The organism is Pontibacter locisalis (assembly GCF_042684605.1).
Taxonomy (GTDB): Bacteria; Bacteroidota; Bacteroidia; order Cytophagales; family Hymenobacteraceae; genus Pontibacter; species Pontibacter locisalis.
The window spans coordinates 33,078-49,293 of the sequence record NZ_JBHULU010000010.1; the positions used below are offsets into that span (position 1 = coordinate 33,078).

General features: G+C 45.9%; 14 protein-coding genes. 2 read left to right on the forward strand and 12 right to left on the reverse strand.

Translation table 11 applies throughout. The features are described 5' to 3' along the window. Positions 1 to 47 precede the first annotated feature (47 nt). The 7 genes from ACFSRY_RS07045 to pyrF form a co-directional block, all read right to left on the reverse strand. A complete protein-coding gene (locus ACFSRY_RS07045; protein ID WP_377504519.1) occupies positions 48 to 905 on the reverse strand; it encodes a nucleoside phosphorylase in 858 nt (285 codons plus the stop codon). A gap of 115 nt (positions 906 to 1,020) precedes the next feature. After that, on the reverse strand, positions 1,021 to 1,989 hold the full coding sequence (gene trhO / locus ACFSRY_RS07050; protein WP_377504522.1) for an oxygen-dependent tRNA uridine(34) hydroxylase TrhO: 969 nt from the start codon (positions 1,987 to 1,989) through the stop codon (positions 1,021 to 1,023). Between the two features lie 123 nt (positions 1,990 to 2,112). Then, positions 2,113 to 2,748 (reverse strand): NeuD/PglB/VioB family sugar acetyltransferase, encoded by a 636-nt coding sequence (locus tag ACFSRY_RS07055; protein ID WP_377504525.1) that lies wholly within the window; start codon positions 2,746 to 2,748, stop codon positions 2,113 to 2,115. A gap of 44 nt (positions 2,749 to 2,792) precedes the next feature. Continuing rightward, positions 2,793 to 4,094, reverse strand: a complete 1,302-nt coding sequence (locus tag ACFSRY_RS07060; protein WP_377504528.1) for a hypothetical protein — start codon at positions 4,092 to 4,094, stop codon at positions 2,793 to 2,795. Next, complete coding sequence (locus ACFSRY_RS07065; RefSeq protein ID WP_377504531.1) at positions 4,091 to 5,380, reverse strand: DUF2851 family protein; 1,290 nt, start codon at positions 5,378 to 5,380, stop codon at positions 4,091 to 4,093. The genes ACFSRY_RS07060 and ACFSRY_RS07065 overlap by 4 nt, the downstream gene beginning before the upstream one ends. A 77-nt stretch (positions 5,381 to 5,457) precedes the next feature. Next, a complete protein-coding gene (locus ACFSRY_RS07070) occupies positions 5,458 to 5,928 on the reverse strand; it encodes a YehS family protein (protein ID WP_377504534.1) in 471 nt (156 codons plus the stop codon). Positions 5,929 to 5,957: 29 nt separating this feature from the next. Next, positions 5,958 to 6,788, reverse strand: coding sequence for an orotidine-5'-phosphate decarboxylase (gene pyrF, locus ACFSRY_RS07075; protein ID WP_377504537.1), 831 nt, complete (start codon positions 6,786 to 6,788; stop codon positions 5,958 to 5,960). 170 nt (positions 6,789 to 6,958) lie between these two features. Between pyrF and ACFSRY_RS07080 the strand changes: the two genes are divergently transcribed. Continuing rightward, positions 6,959 to 7,366, forward strand: coding sequence for a hypothetical protein (locus tag ACFSRY_RS07080; protein WP_377504540.1), 408 nt, complete (start codon positions 6,959 to 6,961; stop codon positions 7,364 to 7,366). A 63-nt stretch (positions 7,367 to 7,429) separates the two neighbouring features. On the opposite strand, the gene ACFSRY_RS07085 is transcribed toward ACFSRY_RS07080, so the two are convergent. The 3 genes from ACFSRY_RS07085 to ACFSRY_RS07095 form a co-directional block, all read right to left on the reverse strand. Then, entirely contained in the window at positions 7,430 to 8,074 is a 645-nt protein-coding gene (locus ACFSRY_RS07085; protein ID WP_377504543.1) for a LolA family protein, read from the reverse strand. A gap of 26 nt (positions 8,075 to 8,100) precedes the next feature. Next, positions 8,101 to 10,692: an FtsK/SpoIIIE family DNA translocase gene (locus ACFSRY_RS07090; RefSeq protein WP_377504546.1), complete on the reverse strand. Its 2,592-nt coding sequence runs from the start codon at positions 10,690 to 10,692 to the stop codon at positions 8,101 to 8,103. Positions 10,693 to 10,767: 75 nt separating this feature from the next. Then, positions 10,768 to 11,799, reverse strand: a complete 1,032-nt coding sequence (locus ACFSRY_RS07095; protein WP_377504549.1) for a quinone-dependent dihydroorotate dehydrogenase — start codon at positions 11,797 to 11,799, stop codon at positions 10,768 to 10,770. 224 nt (positions 11,800 to 12,023) lie between these two features. Here ACFSRY_RS07095 and ACFSRY_RS07100 point away from each other — a divergent pair, with 224 nt between their 5' ends. After that, positions 12,024 to 13,172, forward strand: coding sequence for a DEAD/DEAH box helicase (locus tag ACFSRY_RS07100; RefSeq protein WP_377504552.1), 1,149 nt, complete (start codon positions 12,024 to 12,026; stop codon positions 13,170 to 13,172). Positions 13,173 to 13,533: 361 nt separating this feature from the next. Here ACFSRY_RS07100 and ACFSRY_RS07105 read toward each other — a convergent pair whose 3' ends face one another. Further along, on the reverse strand, positions 13,534 to 15,189 hold the full coding sequence (locus ACFSRY_RS07105) for a beta-N-acetylhexosaminidase (protein WP_377504555.1): 1,656 nt from the start codon (positions 15,187 to 15,189) through the stop codon (positions 13,534 to 13,536). 86 nt (positions 15,190 to 15,275) lie between these two features. Beyond that, the gene (xerD, locus tag ACFSRY_RS07110) at positions 15,276 to 16,175 is read right to left on the reverse strand and encodes a site-specific tyrosine recombinase XerD (protein WP_377504558.1); all 900 of its coding nucleotides are present in this window, start codon (positions 16,173 to 16,175) and stop codon (positions 15,276 to 15,278) included. Positions 16,176 to 16,216 lie beyond the last annotated feature (41 nt).

Below are 16,216 nucleotides of genomic sequence, written 5' to 3' on the forward strand. Positions count from 1 at the left end.
GAAGGGCCTCTTTAAAGAGGCCCTTCCTGTTATGTGAAACTGTAGTCTTAGATTCGCTCCAGTACTTTCACAATCAGGTCATCCACTACCTGGTCTGCGTTTTCAGCAAACTTCTGTGTAATCCTGTTTGCAACAATAGCGTTCAAAGACAGCATGTCATGCCCTAAAAGGCGACCTAAGCTATAATAGCCAGCTGTCTCCATCTCGAAATTTGTCAATCTAAAGTCACATACCCGAAAACTTTGGTACTTCTGAAGCAGTTGCTGATTTTTTAATCCCGCACGAAGCACACGGCCCTGCGGAGCATAAAAGCCGGGACAGGTAAGGGTATTGCCCGGAATCATATCGAAAGCTATTTTATCAACAAGCTCTTGTGAGCCACTGACACAATACGGCCTGAAGCTTATATCCAACTCTTTCTGTAAAGCCTCTGAAATGCTCAGTTCATTCTCGTCCTGTTCCAGTGGGTAAAACTCCATCAATGAGTCCAAGCCCACAGCATGGTGGGAGGCCAGGTGGCTGCCTAACGGCACGTCTTCCTGTAGAGAGCCTGATGTACCGATCCTTACGATCTTCAGTCTTATCTTTTCCTCATTTGGCTTTCTGGAAACAAAGTCAATATTTACCAGTGCGTCCAATTCATTCATCAGGATATCGATGTTATCAGTACCCATACCTGTAGAGATAACGGTGAGGCGTTTACCCTTGTAGTATCCGGTATGCGTTACGAATTCACGCTTCGCAATCTTCACCTCTATTGCATCAAAATACTTACTAACCCTGGCTACCCGTTCCGGGTCTCCTACAGTGATGATGGTATCAGATATGTGCTCTGGGAGTAGGTTCAAGTGGTAAATGCTACCATCCGGATTTATTATCAATTCAGATTCTGGAATTGCAGTCATAATTTTATTGTTCGTGCTCGTTTAGCGTTGCCTCTGCTGGAGATTTCCGGTAAAGATATATAAAACGAAAAGCGCGGCCATAAAGGCCACGCTTTTCTTGAGCTTTAGAGAATACTTATATTTGTACGTCAGATTTCTTTTTGCGGTTGAATCCTTTTAAAGGATTATAGCCATTCATCTCTTTTTGATAGTAACCGGTGCCGTCGTAAGGGCGTTTGTCAGGATGCTCCTTACATTCAGTTGAGCACGCTCCATCCATTTTCCAGCCACACTTCTCGCAGATGGGTACATGCAGGTTACAAACAGAGTTGGCGCAGTTAACCATACGATCGCTCTTTGTTCCACACACATGGCATTCAGATACAACAGTCGGATTCACCTTATTTATATCAACTGCCACACGGTTGTCAAATACATAGCACTTGCCTTCAAAGTCTTCCCCTCCGGCTTCCATGCCATATTTAATAATCCCGCCATGCAGCTGGTATACATTTTCAAACCCCTGATCCAGCAGAAAGGCACTTGCTTTTTCGCATTTGATACCGCCAGTGCAGTACGTAAGTACTTTCTTATCTTTATACTTTTCCTTCAGTTCGTTCACCTTATCCGGAAACTCACGGAAGTTCTCAATATCAAGGGTAACGGCATTTTTGAAGCGCCCAACGCTATGCTCATAATCAGAACGTACATCAAGCACCACTACATCTTCCTGATCTTTTAGTGCTTTGAACTCCTCCGGCGACAGGTGTACACCTGTGCGTTTGTTGGGGTCGATGTGCCTTAAACCAGAATGTACAATCTCAGACTTGTAACGCACATGCAGTTTAGCAAAAGCGTGCTTGTCAGATTCATCTACCTTAAAATCAGTTTTAGCGAAGCGAAGATCTGCTTTTAACGCCTCCATGTACTTCTCACAATCCTCTTTCAGACCGGAAACAGTACCATTAAGTCCCTCATCAGATACAATGATGCGACCTAAAAGATTTAAATTCAGGCATAGCAGGTGATGTTCATCACGATATGCCTCTGCATTCTCTATCTGCGCATAGCAGTAGTAAAGTAATATGCTATAGGGTTTGTTCATAACTGCTAAGTTTCAGCTTAGTGTTTGATATTAATTAATTGTTCTGCAAAAGTAGCAACTGCTTTAAGTCCTTAAAATGACTTTTATCAGTTCTGCCTTAACAGCAGATATAGCTACAAAAGTTTATTTTACCGGAGCAGCAGGATTGCCAAATACAGTTGCTTTAGCAGGCACATCCGCCACTACCACTGCGCCGGCACCAACGCGGGCATTCTTGCCGATCTTCACACCAGATACAACCACAGCACCAGAGCCTATAAAAGCACCATCCTCAATCTTTACCTCCGAGTTGATCACTGCACCAGCCCCAACTTGCACGAAGTCACCTATTTCTGCATAGGCCTCTACCACAGCATTGGAGTGAATAAGTGTGTGGCTACCAATCTTCGCGTTGTTGTTCACAACAGCTCCAGCAGCAATCATGTTGCCATGCCCTAACCAAGCGAATTCGGACACTGCACTGAAACGATGAATGGCATTAACAGGCACTGCTTTATAATCCTCTTTCAGCATCTTAACGGCTCCTTTACGGGCAGCAGTGTCCTCAAGGGCTACAAACACATCGCAGGTCTTCCCGATCAGTTTCAGAAATTCACTGTCTTCAGTGCTGCCCATCACCGCGATGTTGTTCACCTCCTGTTGCTGCAGTTTCTGGTCATCATCCAGAAAACAGTACACCACTACATTGTTACTGTTAAAAATGTCGAGTGCGGCAGTTCCCAACTTCCGGGCGCCTAATATGATAACAGGATTTTGCATAAGTCTCTTAAATAAGGCGCAAAGGTACGAAGAAGCGCGGGAGTTTAAAAGTGGGGCTTAGCCTGAAGCTTTTGCAAAAGGTGCTGCACATAACTGCTTTGAAGTAGCAGGTACACCAGGAAAGGCAGGAATGCTATCCGATACCTGCTAAGTGTTCCGAAGTTGGGCGTAGTTAAGCCAATTATCACCCCAAAGGAAAGTATAATGAGTAAGAACAGCAGCTGCTTTGGTGTAGGAAGACGTTTCTTTTGTAATAGCAGGGCGGCTATTGCAACTATAGTAAGCAATAAGATCACGAGGTTTTCAAAACCCATCAGCAAATGCAGCGGGTTATTTGCCGCCTCCCAGATAAAGGGCCTGTAAATAGCGCCAAATAAAGCCTCCGGTGCATTAAGCAACATGCTGCTCAGGGTAGGCTCCAGTTTTGTGAACTTTATGCTGGGCTGCCCCACCGATAACTTGAGCATTTCATCATAGGTATAAACCAGGTTTCTGTAGAAGAAGGCATTGTTATACTCCTTTACCAGCCACGCCCCGATCACCCCAAAGAAACAAGCAGAAAGCCCTACGGCTACCAGCTGTGCTCCCAGCGATTTTAAATGCTTTGTTTTGTTTGCTGTAATGCGCACAAGCAAATAGATCAGCAGAAGTGGAAGCAGTAGCAATGCCAGGAAGAATTTTAACCGGACAAACAGGTAAAGCAGTAGCGGCATCAGCAACCAATTTAATTTCTCAAGGCGTTTCCCTGAGGCAAGCTCTAAAGCCATCGCGATTACCCAGCACATGCTGCCAAATATTAAGCTATCTTTCAAAACCCCTGAGCTCCAGAATACCACCGACGGGAAGTATAAAAAAGCTATAACGGCTGCCATTTTATATTTTGGCTCCAGCTTCACAAGTGTTGTCACCAGTGTGGCAGTACCCCAGAAACTAAACAGGGACAGATAAAGCGCATTCAGGTAATAGCTGCTGTTTGTGAGCAGGTTGAACAGGCTCAGGAGCTTTATAAAGAAGAAGGAGTTGGAGAAGTTTGGGAGGCGGGAAAACGGTACTGAGGACCGGAAGCTTTCACTACTAAATTCATTAAAAAGAATTAGTCGGATATAGCCAGTCAGATCTTGCTTAGCATAGCTTGACAGTATAAGCGAAGCATTTTTAAAAGTGATGGTATCGCCTTCCTTATAATAATGATGGTACAGTAATCCTACAAGAACACCGCAGACTAGTTTAAAAGCTAAAGCAGGAAGCACATAAGGCCTGATGCTGTTTAGGCAAGGCTGCTTCCACAGCCACCACACCAGTAACAGCAGCAGCATTATATTAGTAAAAAAGACTATCACACTCATGCAGAGCCTGTTTTTTGCTTCATGAGCTTGTTCCCTACCCCACAATGCAGGCAGTTTACGGGCGCACAGTATAACTTATAAAGACCTAAAGCAGCCTGATTATCCGCTGCCGACTTTAGCTTCCAACCCAACTCTTCATACTTGCGGGTATACTGGTTGCTTTCCTCTTTCACCAGTTCCAGCAGGGTAATGGCTTTTTCCAAGTAATCTCTGTTCCCACTATAGCTGGCGTAAGCTGCCAGAAGAGGAACTACGGCGTTTATGATGAGATTCTGAGCACTGCTTTTCCCCATGCCTACCTGGTTGTTCTTTACCGCTCTGCCAAACATATAATGTTGTTGCCAATAAGAAGACACCGGGGCTCTGAACCAGGACTCATACTCTTTCGAGGCAGTTGTATCCAATAGAACAGCGAAAACAGCAGATTGCTGATGCAGCACAGCCGCTAACTGGGCTAAACGCATAGTGGGGAAGTTGGCTGGCCGCATCCGTAGAAAATTCCATTGATGGGGCTGCATTGCCAGAGACTGCAACTTATACTTGTGGCTCAGGAAAATGTACTCTTTTTGCAATTGAGAAGCATACTCATCTTCTGCATCCTTCAGAAAACCGGCCTGCCCAAACAGCAGCGCCTCCAGCTGAAATTGTGAGGGCTGGTGCTGACGGATTGCTTTCTGGGGCAGCGCCTTTGCCAGTAGCTCAAAAGCCTGTTGATTCGTTTTAAACCCGAAGCTGCGCAGTAATGTGTGGTAAGCAGTTTGCTCCCAATCGTTTCCGTACCCTTTGTAAACCTGCAGTACCTCCTCTCCTTTCAGCTCCAGGCGCTCAATCAGGGATCGCTCCATCATGCTTAGCTTCGTTACTTCGGGTACATAGGCCCAAAAGGCTGCGCAGGGAATGACTGCTTGTGACTGTTGCAGCTTCTCATAACGTTGCAGCAGCGCCAGATCAACACGGCTTTTCAGCTCAAGTACTGGCACCAGACTATGATCCTGCCGGTAAACAGCCTTGTCTGCTTCCCAGACTACATGCAAAACGACCTGGTCATACTTCGCATCCGTCTGGTGCTGGTGCTTGTACCAGTCAGAAGCACTGATATGTACCTCCACGCTACCCGACCACTCCACATTTCCAATCTTAACTAAGGCTTCCCTAAAGTCAGGACCAGCATCAGTATTATAGAAGCCTGTCCGAAGCACCTGCACTTCTTCTCCTCCAACCGTTGCCAGACCTGATTTGCTAAAGTACTGGTGTCGCCAGATATAGTGCAGGAAGTCTTCTTTCACTTGCTATAAGTTTGGGAAATGGTGAGTCAGCGAAAAAAAAGGGAATAAAGATAAATTTTCCTGCATTAGGCGCACCCCTATTCTTTGCTGTTAGGGTGATATTTGATCTGCATGCCATGCAGAAAGTTGCGCAGGATCTGGTCTTTTAACAGACGATACTGGCTTTGGCCAGGATTCCGAAAGAAGGCGCTTAACTCGTGCTTCCCTAACAGAAACCTGGCTAATTTTAGAATTTCTATGATATCCTCATCCTTCAGATTCAAAGCTATCTTTAACTTCCTGAGAATGATGTTGTTGTTCAACCGCTTCTCCGCAACAGGCTGTGGGCCTTCCTTTTTACCACGCTTTTCAATAATCAATCCATTCAGGAAAGTGGCCAGGTGCTCATCATCTATTTTTTTGTATTCAGGGTCGTCCTCTTTTTTTAGCCAGTCGCTTACCTGTGCACGCGTCACTTCCTTGCCACCCAAAGCAAATAGCTCTATCATCTTTGAATCCTCAAATTCAAAGGTATAACGGGTCCGGCGTATTACATCATTGTTATTCATATAGAGTAGTTCTCCTATTCAGACTAGTTTTACAGGTGCTGTACATACTGCTCCAGATATCCTTCCATCTCCTGCTGGATTTGAAGGGCTGCTTCACGGGCTCTTTCGGCAAAATCACGTCCGGAGGAGGCGTAGATAATGCCACGTGACGAGTTCACCAGTAAGCCACACTGTTGGTTCATGCCCAGCCTGGATATTTCTTCTAGGCTTCCACCCTGCGCTCCTACTCCCGGCACCAACAAAAAGTGATTTGGCACTAATTTTCTTACACGCTGCACGTACTCGGCCTGCGTAGCCCCAACCACATACATCATTTGCCCGGCAGTGGCCCACGTGGAACTTTCACGCAGCACCTGCTCAAACAAATACTCTTCGCTTCCATCTGCCAGTTTCAGCATCTGGAAATCCTGGCTTCCTGAATTAGATGTTAATGCTAAAAGAATCACCCATTTGCCACCCTGCACCAGAAAAGGCTTTACAGAATCTGCACCCATATAAGGAGCAACAGTTACCGAGTCAAACTTGAGTGTCTCAAAAAAGGCACGTGCATACAGCTCAGAAGTATTCCCTATATCGCCTCGCTTAGCATCCGCGATGGTGAAAATTTCTTTTGGTATATACTGCAGTGTCTTCTCCAGGCTTATCCATCCCCGTGGCCCTTGTGCCTCATAAAAAGCAATGTTGGGCTTATAGGCCACACATAGATCAGCGGTTGCTTCAATTATCTGCCTGTTAAACTCTAACACCGGGTCCTCAGTATCCAGCAGGTGCTCGGGCAGTTTCTTAGGATCAGTGTCTAACCCGACACACAGGTAAGATTTTTTTAACAGGATTTGCTCGAATAGCTGTTCTCTGGTCATGATCTTGAGAATGAAATGGAATAGACAAAACTACATTTTTTACCTGCTTCTGTATAATACTTCGTTGAATAAATAAGCAGCATGTCCATTTGGGTACTTTTTTGACCTGCCTTGCAACCAATTTTATTTAAAGCGACTCTTATCATAGAGATAAATGAAGTAAAAAGACTATGGCACGATATACCTTTTTGTTAGTCCTTATAGTGGTGTTCTCTTTGCTAGGCTGCTCTAAAGAAGACGATGAACCAGTAAATTCCCTGGAGGAACACCCATCCTATATTTCTAGAGTAGATACACCTGAATCGGCTATAGTGGGGAGCACAGTTCCGATCACCATTTACTTCACAGTAAATAACGGCTGCGGGCAGTTCGGATCTTTTAAAGTTGAGAAGAAAAATGATGCGACTTATATTGAAGTTTACCCAAAATACCGGGAAGGCTTCTGCACCATGGATCTCCCTACCCGCCAGGTAATTTATGAGTTTAAGCCTGAAGCACCTGGCACTTATACCTTTAAGTTCCTGCCTGTTTATCCGGATCAGGTCATAACAAAAACGATAGAGGTAGTTTCCAGGTAATTCCTAAAAAAGAAAAGGCTGCCCCAAAAGAGCAGCCTTTTCAAATCATAAAAGGTTGGTATTTTATCGAAGGTCAACCACGGTTACACCCTTGTACTTCGCTTTGTTGAAGGAAAAAGCATCAGAGGCAAGGGTTGGGTTAGCCTGAAAATTCTTGATCGTGTAAGTATAGCGGTTACCGTTGTTACGGAACATCTGCCAGCTCTTCAGCGTCTTATCTTTCTGATTGATAAACAAGCGTACTTTGAAAATCGGGTTTGTACGATCCTCAGGAGAAAGCTCAATCACATCATACTTTACACCATCCATTGTCTCTGTACCGGCATAAGCATACTTATAACCTTTCTTGTACATATCGAATATCTTGCTCGGAGACATACTTTCTGCCTCTTCGTCAGACTCAGTGATGGTCACTTCATTAGCATCTTTTAGGAACGTCCACATTAATTTACCATCGCTGATAACTTCCTGGCCGCTCACACCTAGACGATATTTATTTCCGCTTACCAGGATATCGCCATTCATCGTTTCCTTTACTTTGGCCGAAGGATTCTCCAGTGTCTGGCTAAAATTTGCTTTAAAGGCCTTCATGGATTTATACTTCTGGCTCATGGCGTTCAGTATTTTCGCAGCCTTGGGATCTTGCTGTGCGTTTGCCAGATTAACAAATAGCATCACTGCCAGCAATAAAGAGAGTAATCTTTTCATGTCTATAATTTACTTTTTAGGTATCTCTACCCCATCGTATTCAATAACTGTTCCAAACTATACTCATCCGGAATTAATACTTCACGAGCCTTACTTCCTTCGAAAGGACCAACCACGCCGGCCGACTCTAACTGATCTATCAAACGGCCTGCACGGTTATAGCCTAACTTCAGGCGGCGCTGCAATAATGAAGTACTCCCCTGCTGGTGCTGCACAATAATGCGGGCTGCTTCTTCGAAAAGTGAATCTTTAGAGCTTGGGTCAAAGTCAGTCTTTTCGTTACCTCCTTCATCACCCACAAACTCTGGCAATAGGTAAGCATCGCTATATCCCTGCTGCTCCCCGATAAAGTCGCAGATGCGGTCTACTTCCGGAGTATCCACAAAGGCACACTGAATACGCACCATATCAGAACCAATTGAGAACAGCATGTCTCCCTGACCTATAAGCTGGTCTGCCCCACCGGCATCCAGAATGGTACGGGAGTCGATCTTGGAGGTAACTTTAAAAGAGATACGTGCCGGGAAGTTTGCTTTGATGATACCCGTAATCACGTTGACTGACGGACGCTGTGTGGCCACCACCAGGTGAATACCAATAGCTCGGGCCAGCTGTGCCAGACGCGCAATAGGCGTTTCCACCTCTTTACCAGCAGTCATCATCAGGTCGGCTAATTCGTCTATTACCAGCACGATGTAGGGCATAAAGCGATGGCCTTTCTGCGGGTTCAGCCTGCGCTCTACAAATTTGCGGTTGTACTCTTTCAGGTTACGGCATCCGGCATCCTTCAGCAGGTCGTAACGCATGTCCATTTCCATACAAAGTGAATTCAGCGTATTCACCACCTTTTTGGTATCGGTGATGATAGCTTCGTCCGTGTCAGGCAGCTTAGCCAGGAAGTGGCGCTCAATCTTGTTAAACAGCGACAACTCCACCTTTTTCGGGTCAACGAGTACAAACTTGAGCTGCGAAGGATGACGCTTGTAAAGTAAAGAGGTAAGGATTGCGTTCAAGCCAACCGACTTACCCTGACCAGTAGCACCCGCCATGAGCAGGTGAGGCATTTTGGCAAGGTCGGTGATAAAAACCTCGTTTGTGATGGTTTTACCAAAAGCGATCGGCAGGTCCATATCGCTTTTCATGAACTTCTCCGTGGAAAGAATGGACTTAATCGAAACCATCTCCTTTTTGGTGTTCGGCACCTCGATACCAATGGTACCTTTACCCGGAATCGGGGCAATGATACGAATACCCAAAGCCGCTAAACTCAGCGCAATGTCATCCTCCAGGTTCTTGATCTTGGAAATACGCACACCGGCATCCGGCACGATCTCGTAAAGTGTAACAGTTGGACCGATAGTAGCTTTAATGCTGGCAATACTGATATTGTAGTGGCCAAGGGTATCTACGATCTTATCTTTGTTAGCCTCCAGCTCCTCTTTGCTTACTTGTATCTTGCTGCTGCCATAGTCAGTCAGCAGGTCTATATGCGGGTACTGGTAACGGGCCAGGTCCAAAGTAGGATCATAATTCTCACCGGCTACGCCAAAAGCTTCCTCTTCTTCAGGAGTCTCCTCTATTTGCAGCTCCATTTCTGGCTCTTCGGTGTTATCAAAACCATCCAGCACAAGGTCATCACTCTCTTCAATATCCAGCTCCAACGAAGGACCAGCAGATTTTGCAGAAGTTTCTTCTTTTGGAGAAATGGTGCTTAATTCCATTTCCAGGGCACGATTTATCTCGTCGTCTTCCTCATCAAACAGCACTTCCTCTTCCTCCTCATGCTCCAGTGAGGCGGTAGGATCAGCGGTATGGTTCACACCTCTGGCTGAATTACCCAATACATCTCCTAAAGAGGATGCACGGTTATATTCTTGTGCTGAATCTTCTTCCGTTTCATCCGCCGTTTTCGTCCCCCAGCTTACACTAGTAATATTAAAGAAGCCAACCAGGAATACAAGCAACAAGAATCCCAGAAACAGCCATGCCCCCCAGCCGATCAGGCTATTAATCCAGATAGCTGCCTCTATACCTACGCCGCCTCCCAAAAACCCAAGCGGGCCCACTGCATCAAGAGCAAATACCACGTAGCCCATCATCAGGCACAGCCACAGCATACAAAAGCTGCAGAGGCCTAAGATATAGGTCATGGAAGTAGTCACACGCTTGAAAACGATGCGCAAACCACCAACAAAAAGCACAGGGATTATAAAGAAGGCACCAATGCCTACCAGTTCATAAATAAAGAAATGAGAAAGCCACGCACCAAATAAGCCCAGCCAGTTCTCGGCCTCCTTTCCTGATTCTTTTAAACCGGCACCATCTACAGACTCCACTACGCTTTGATCTGCATTACCTGTGAACAGGTAAGAGACAAAAGCAATGGTCATACAAAAAGCAAAAAGAAGGAGAGTAAAGCCGATGGCAAGCTTGAACCGGCGATCACTTAAGAAGCCAATCTGAAACTTCGGCAAAGTAGGCAGCTTAAAAGAAAATTTCTTTTTTGCCTGCTTCTGCATCTCACTTTTCGGCACATTTGCTCTCCGTGGCTCGTTCTTACCACGCACCTCATTCTTCCGCCCTACAAGCGTATCGTTTCTGTAAGTGTTCTTGCCCATACCTCTGACTAGTTAAAGATTCCAAATTTACATTTTTTTGGAAGAAGCGCTCAGCAAAAAGTCAGGCAATTTAAATTATTTAGTCAAGAGTTTTTTGTTGATGCGGCCAACGAGTGAGGGGCCTTCATAGATGAAGCCAGTATATAACTGGATGAGGTCTGCCCCGGCCTGAAGCTTCTCCACGGCATCATCTGCCGTCATAATACCTCCCACCCCAATTACGCGGATCTCCTGGGGCAAAAAAGTTCGCAGGTGCCGGACAATCTGAGTGGAATGTTCTTTCAATGGCTTGCCGCTGAGCCCGCCAGCGCCCATAGCCTCTATTTGCCTGGACGAGGTATAAAGCCCGGCCCGACTAACCGTAGTGTTTGTTGCAATAATGCCGCTTAGTTTTGCCTCTGTGGCAATCTCGATAATGTCGTTAAGCTGGTTCAGGTTAAGGTCAGGGGCGATTTTAAGCAGCAGTGGCTTAGGTTTGGAATGCCTGTTATTCTCTTCCTGCAGTGTAAGCAGGAGATTTTTAAGCGGCTCCTTATCCTGCAGTGCCCGCAGGTCCGGCGTATTTGGTGAACTTACATTCACAACAAAGTAATCCACTACATCAAACAAAGCCTTGAAGCTATACATATAGTCATTCACGGCTTCCTCATTCGGGGTTATTTTGTTCTTGCCAATATTTCCGCCAACAATAATGTTACTCTTACGCTTTTCCAGCCTTCTTACTGCAGCATCTACGCCCTCGTTGTTAAAGCCCATACGGTTGATAATCGCCTGATCCTGTGGCAGACGGAAAAGCCGCGGCTTTTCGTTCCCCTCCTGCGGTTTTGGGGTTAAGGTTCCGATTTCAATAAACCCAAACCCAAAGTTGGCAAATTCATCGATCAGCTTCGCATCCTTATCAAAGCCAGCAGCAAGGCCCACAGGATTCGGAAATTTCAAGCCAAATAATTCACGCTCCAGGCGTGGGTCCTGCACCTGGAACATATTCTGACTAAAATTTTTAACAAAGGGCAGCTTGTTGGCAACCTTTACAGCATCGGCGGTAAGATAATGTACTTTTTCGGGATCAAGCTGGAACAGCAGCGGGCGAAGGAGGCTTTTATACACGGCAGCTAGTTTGGTTGTTTATGCTGCTTACAAAGATAGAAAGCTTAATTATAAAGTTCCTGAAAATTATAATTTAGTAGCGTCGGGTTGCTCCGCCAGAAGAACAGGAAAAGGAAACTTCAGAAGAAGAACCTAAGCCTTAACGCTCATATACATTCCGCGTAATTCAAATAGATCAATTACATTTGTTACAGGTTCAGGAGAACTGTATACTATAGCTGACTATGTCCTTTGCTTCTTTAGGTCTTTCTGAGCCCCTGCTAAAAGCAGCAGCCGCTCAACAGTACACACAACCATACCCCATTCAGCAGGAGGCGATACCTGCTATTCTGCGTGGGAAAGATATTATGGGTATTGCGCAAACTGGTTCCGGTAAAACAGCCAGCTTTGTGCTCCCCATTTTACAGCAGATCCAGGGTAAACCTGCAGCAAAGAACAGACGGATAAGAGTGTTGGTGTTAGTGCCTACCCGTGAACTGGCAGTGCAGGTGAATGAGGTTTTTAAGGCTCTTGGACAGCAACTGCCGCGAAAGGTGAAGACACTTGCGGTGTATGGAGGCGTTTCCATAAACCCACAAATGATGCAGCTGCAAGGCACTGAGATTCTTGTGGCTACGCCAGGCCGATTACTGGATCTGGTTTCTTCAAAAGCAGTGCAACTCTCCGAAGTTGAAACGCTTGTACTGGATGAAGCAGACAAGATGCTGAACATGGGCTTTGAAGAGGAGATGCATAAGATCTTTGCGTTGCTGCCAGCAAGAAGACAGAACATTCTTTTCTCCGCCACCCTAAGCAACAACATCGAAGACATCAAAGAAAATCTGCTTCAGGATCCGGTAAAGATTGAGGTTCATGCAGAGGAAGGTGTGACTCCTGAGCAGATAGAGCAGCTTGCGTATCATGTTGACCCTGAAAAGAAAGGGCCATTTTTAAGGTACCTGATCAGGAGGGAAAACATGCAGCAGGTTCTGATTTTTGTTTCGTCTACCCGTACTGCGGATAATGTGGCGGAAAAGTTAAATAAAAACGGTATTCAGGCAGCTGCTATGCACAGCAAGAAGAGCCAGGGTGCCAGAACCGAGGCGCTAATTAAATTTAAATCTGGCAAAGTGCCTGTTCTTGTCGCCACTGATCTTGCTTCCAGGGGCATTGATATTCAGTCTTTGCCTTACGTGATCAACTATGAGCTTCCACGTTCCCCCAAAGACTATGTTCACCGGATAGGAAGGACCGGACGTGCCGGTGCCTCTGGCAAAGCTATTTCACTCATCACACCTGAAGACCAGCATCACTTTAAGATTATCCAGAAAAAGATGGGCAAACGGGTAGAAATGCTCGACTCTAACTCTGAACCCGGATTCACAGGAAGTTAATGATATTAGGAGTAAAGCTACAGCTCAGTGCTTAATTCATTACTCCTTCAGGCTTTCTCAGGCAGCTTCTAAAGCCGGGCTTGGAGCTATTTCATACTCATTCTTTTTGATCTGCCTATTCAGCTCCTTTATTCTTTCGGTGGTTCGGGGATGGGAGCTGATAAACTCAAGTAGTTCCGGTTCATTAGGACTCAGGCGCTGCATTAACCAGACACATGTTTCCTGAGGCTTTTAAATCAATTCTAGTTATAAATGTTGGGTGCGTCCGGAAGAGCAGGAATAGAACAGGGAAACAGGCATAAAAAACAGCTCTTCAGAAGATGGTATTCCAAAGAGCTGTTCTAAGATCAAAGTATTCGGTTTACTGCTGCTTATCAGAAGTCCAGGTATCAAAGCCTTTGAAGTAGCTACTGTTCCAGTACCTGTACCTTGGTATCACAGCAGTTGTCAATCTTCTTTTAAAATCCGCGTAATCTTTCTTCTCCCGCGGAGACCACAGCACCTCACTCAATGCTGTCATCCGGGGAAAGATCATGTACTCCACTTTTGCAGGGCTTGCCATGTATTCTGTCCAGACGTTGGCTTGCGCTCCGATTATGTAATGGTCCAGCTTCTTTTGACGGAGCACATCTGGAACAGGCTCATACTTGTATACGGCATCCAGGGGATTGTAACCGTGGATTGCCAGGCTATCATTTGGATCTTTGGATTGGTAATGATCAAAGTACAGCGGCTTACCCGGTGTCATGATGACCTGGTGCTTACGTGTGGCTGCGGTAATACCTTCTTTATCCCCTCCCCAGTTCATCACAATGGCAGACTTGTCCAGGTCGCCCTCCAGTATCTCATGCCAGCCGATCACTTTTTTGTTTTTCTCCTTCAGGTATCCTGCTACCTGTTCTATAAAATAAGTCTGAAGTCCTTTTTCATCTTTGAGGTTATGCTGCTTAATGAACTTCTGCGATACCGGGTCTGCTTTCCACCACATCTTGCTGCATTCATCACCTCCGAGGTGGAAGTAGGCTGAAGGGAAGAGATCTGCCACCTCATGAAACACAGTCTTCAGAAACTTAAAAGTTGCAGGGTTTGGCTGAAGTACATTGTTCTGCCGGTTATACATACCCCAGGTAGTAGCCACGTTCCAGGTAGTATCAGGGCGGGTGCTGAACTCCGGGTAAGCGGCAATAGTAGCCCGGCTGTGCCCGGGTATATCGATTTCAGGTATGATATTGATACCTCGGACAGCTGCGTATTTTACTACCTCCCGTACTTCATTCTTAGTATAAAAGCCTCCATAACGGGTTGAATCGTAACGGGCAGGCACATCTTTAAAATGCCCGATTAGTGTGGCATCACGCCAGGAGCCAACAGCATTAAGCTTAGGGTAAGATTCAATCTCGATGCGCCAGCCCTGATCATCGGTCAGGTGCCAGTGAAACGTGTTAAACTTATGAAAGGCAAGGTAATCGATATACTTCTTGATAAACGACACCGGGAACATGTGCCGCACGACATCCAGGTGCATGCCTCTGTAGGCGAAGCGTGGATAATCGGTTATTTCTACATCCTGTAGCTTTACCTCTTCCACCTTCTTTAGCGGGAACAGCTGTAGTAGCGTCTGAATACCATACACCATGCTCCCTGTATCTTTTGCACGAATTGTTACATCCTTCCCTTCCACAGTCATGGTATACATTTCAGCTTTATTGATCACCTGATTATCAAAAAGCAAGAAGATGCGATGACTCGCCTTGCCCTTATTCTGCCCGTTCAGAACTACCTGCAGGTTCAGGCCTGTCTGTGCTGCCAGCATGTCTTTCAGGTAAGCTGCCTGATCAGCAAATTGTTTATCAAAAACGATCTGTGCTTTTTTGTCAATGGTCACATGACCTCGATCAGCTTTCTTTACCTCAACCGGCTTCGGAGTAATATCATCTACAGACTGTGCTGCGGCAGAGGAAACAACTGAAAGGAGAAAAATCAGGCTAAAAAGGAAGCGGATGTACTTGAGTGTCATCAGAATGTTGTAAAGTATAATAATAATTATTGCAATAACGGGTGCCTAATTCTTTGGCCAGGCAAGAGCATGGACACAGTCTGGAGTTAGCTTCTCGGATGATAATCCTTGATCACCTGTTTCAGGTAGTCTCTGTCTAAATGGGTATAAATTTCCGTGGTGGTAATGGACTCATGCCCCAGCATTTCCTGCACAGCACGCAGGTCTGCTCCACCTTCAATTAAATGCGTGGCGAAAGAATGACGAAAAGTGTGAGGGCTAACTGTTTTCTGAATACCCGCTTTGGCTGTTAGATCCTTTATGATGGTAAAAACCATAACCCGTGTCATCTGTGCCCCGCGTCTGTTCAGAAATATGATATCCTCATGGCCCTTCTTGATTTTAAGGTGACAGCGCACTCCTTCTCTGTACAGTTTGATGTGCTTAAGAGCATCACGCCCGATCGGCACCAAGCGCTCTTTATCACCCTTACCTGCCACTTTTAAGAATCCCATGTCTTCGTACAGGTTGCTGATACGCAGGTCCAGCAGTTCGGACACCCGCAGCCCGGAACTGTACAGCGTCTCCAGCATAGCACGGTTACGCGTACCCTCCGGGGTAGAAAGATCAACAGCCGCCAGAATCTGCTCAATTTCATGAAAGTCCAGTGTGTCTGGCAACTTCCTGTTAAGCTTTGGGGCCTCTATGGTATCAGTCGGATCTACCTGCAGCATGTCTTCCATGATCAGGAACTTATAGAACGCCCGTATTCCTGATAAAGTACGCGCCTGTGAATGAGGGGTCATGCCCAGCTCCGCTACCCACTCCAGAAACTCACGCAGCACAAGCGGCGTAATATTCTCCGGTGCTATCTGCAGTCCTTTCAGTTTCAGGAAGTCTGTCAACTTGCTTACATCACGGATATAGGCCTCTACGGAATGCTTCGACAGCGATTTTTCCAGCTTCAGGTATTCTTCAAATTGCTTTACGCAGATAGACCAGGTCATAAATCAGGGGTATGGGAGTAAAAGGATCAAAGCGTTGATGA

Bases quoted from the DNA above. Each gene is read 5' to 3' on its own strand.
- pyrF (WP_377504537.1), bottom strand. From the start codon at position 6,788: ATGACCAGAGAACAGCTATTCGAGCAAATCCTGTTAAAAAAATCTTAC.
- ACFSRY_RS07105 (WP_377504555.1), bottom strand. From the start codon at position 15,189: ATGACACTCAAGTACATCCGCTTCCTTTTTAGCCTGATTTTTCTCCTT.
- ACFSRY_RS07045 (WP_377504519.1), bottom strand. From the start codon at position 905: ATGACTGCAATTCCAGAATCTGAATTGATAATAAATCCGGATGGTAGC.
- ACFSRY_RS07060 (WP_377504528.1), bottom strand. From the start codon at position 4,094: ATGAGTGTGATAGTCTTTTTTACTAATATAATGCTGCTGCTGTTACTG.
- trhO (WP_377504522.1), bottom strand. From the start codon at position 1,989: ATGAACAAACCCTATAGCATATTACTTTACTACTGCTATGCGCAGATA.
- ACFSRY_RS07055 (WP_377504525.1), bottom strand. From the start codon at position 2,748: ATGCAAAATCCTGTTATCATATTAGGCGCCCGGAAGTTGGGAACTGCC.
- ACFSRY_RS07090 (WP_377504546.1), bottom strand. From the start codon at position 10,692: ATGGGCAAGAACACTTACAGAAACGATACGCTTGTAGGGCGGAAGAAT.
- ACFSRY_RS07085 (WP_377504543.1), bottom strand. From the start codon at position 8,074: ATGAAAAGATTACTCTCTTTATTGCTGGCAGTGATGCTATTTGTTAAT.
- xerD (WP_377504558.1), bottom strand. From the start codon at position 16,175: ATGACCTGGTCTATCTGCGTAAAGCAATTTGAAGAATACCTGAAGCTG.
- ACFSRY_RS07100 (WP_377504552.1), top strand. From the start codon at position 12,024: ATGTCCTTTGCTTCTTTAGGTCTTTCTGAGCCCCTGCTAAAAGCAGCA.
- ACFSRY_RS07070 (WP_377504534.1), bottom strand. From the start codon at position 5,928: ATGAATAACAATGATGTAATACGCCGGACCCGTTATACCTTTGAATTT.
- ACFSRY_RS07080 (WP_377504540.1), top strand. From the start codon at position 6,959: ATGGCACGATATACCTTTTTGTTAGTCCTTATAGTGGTGTTCTCTTTG.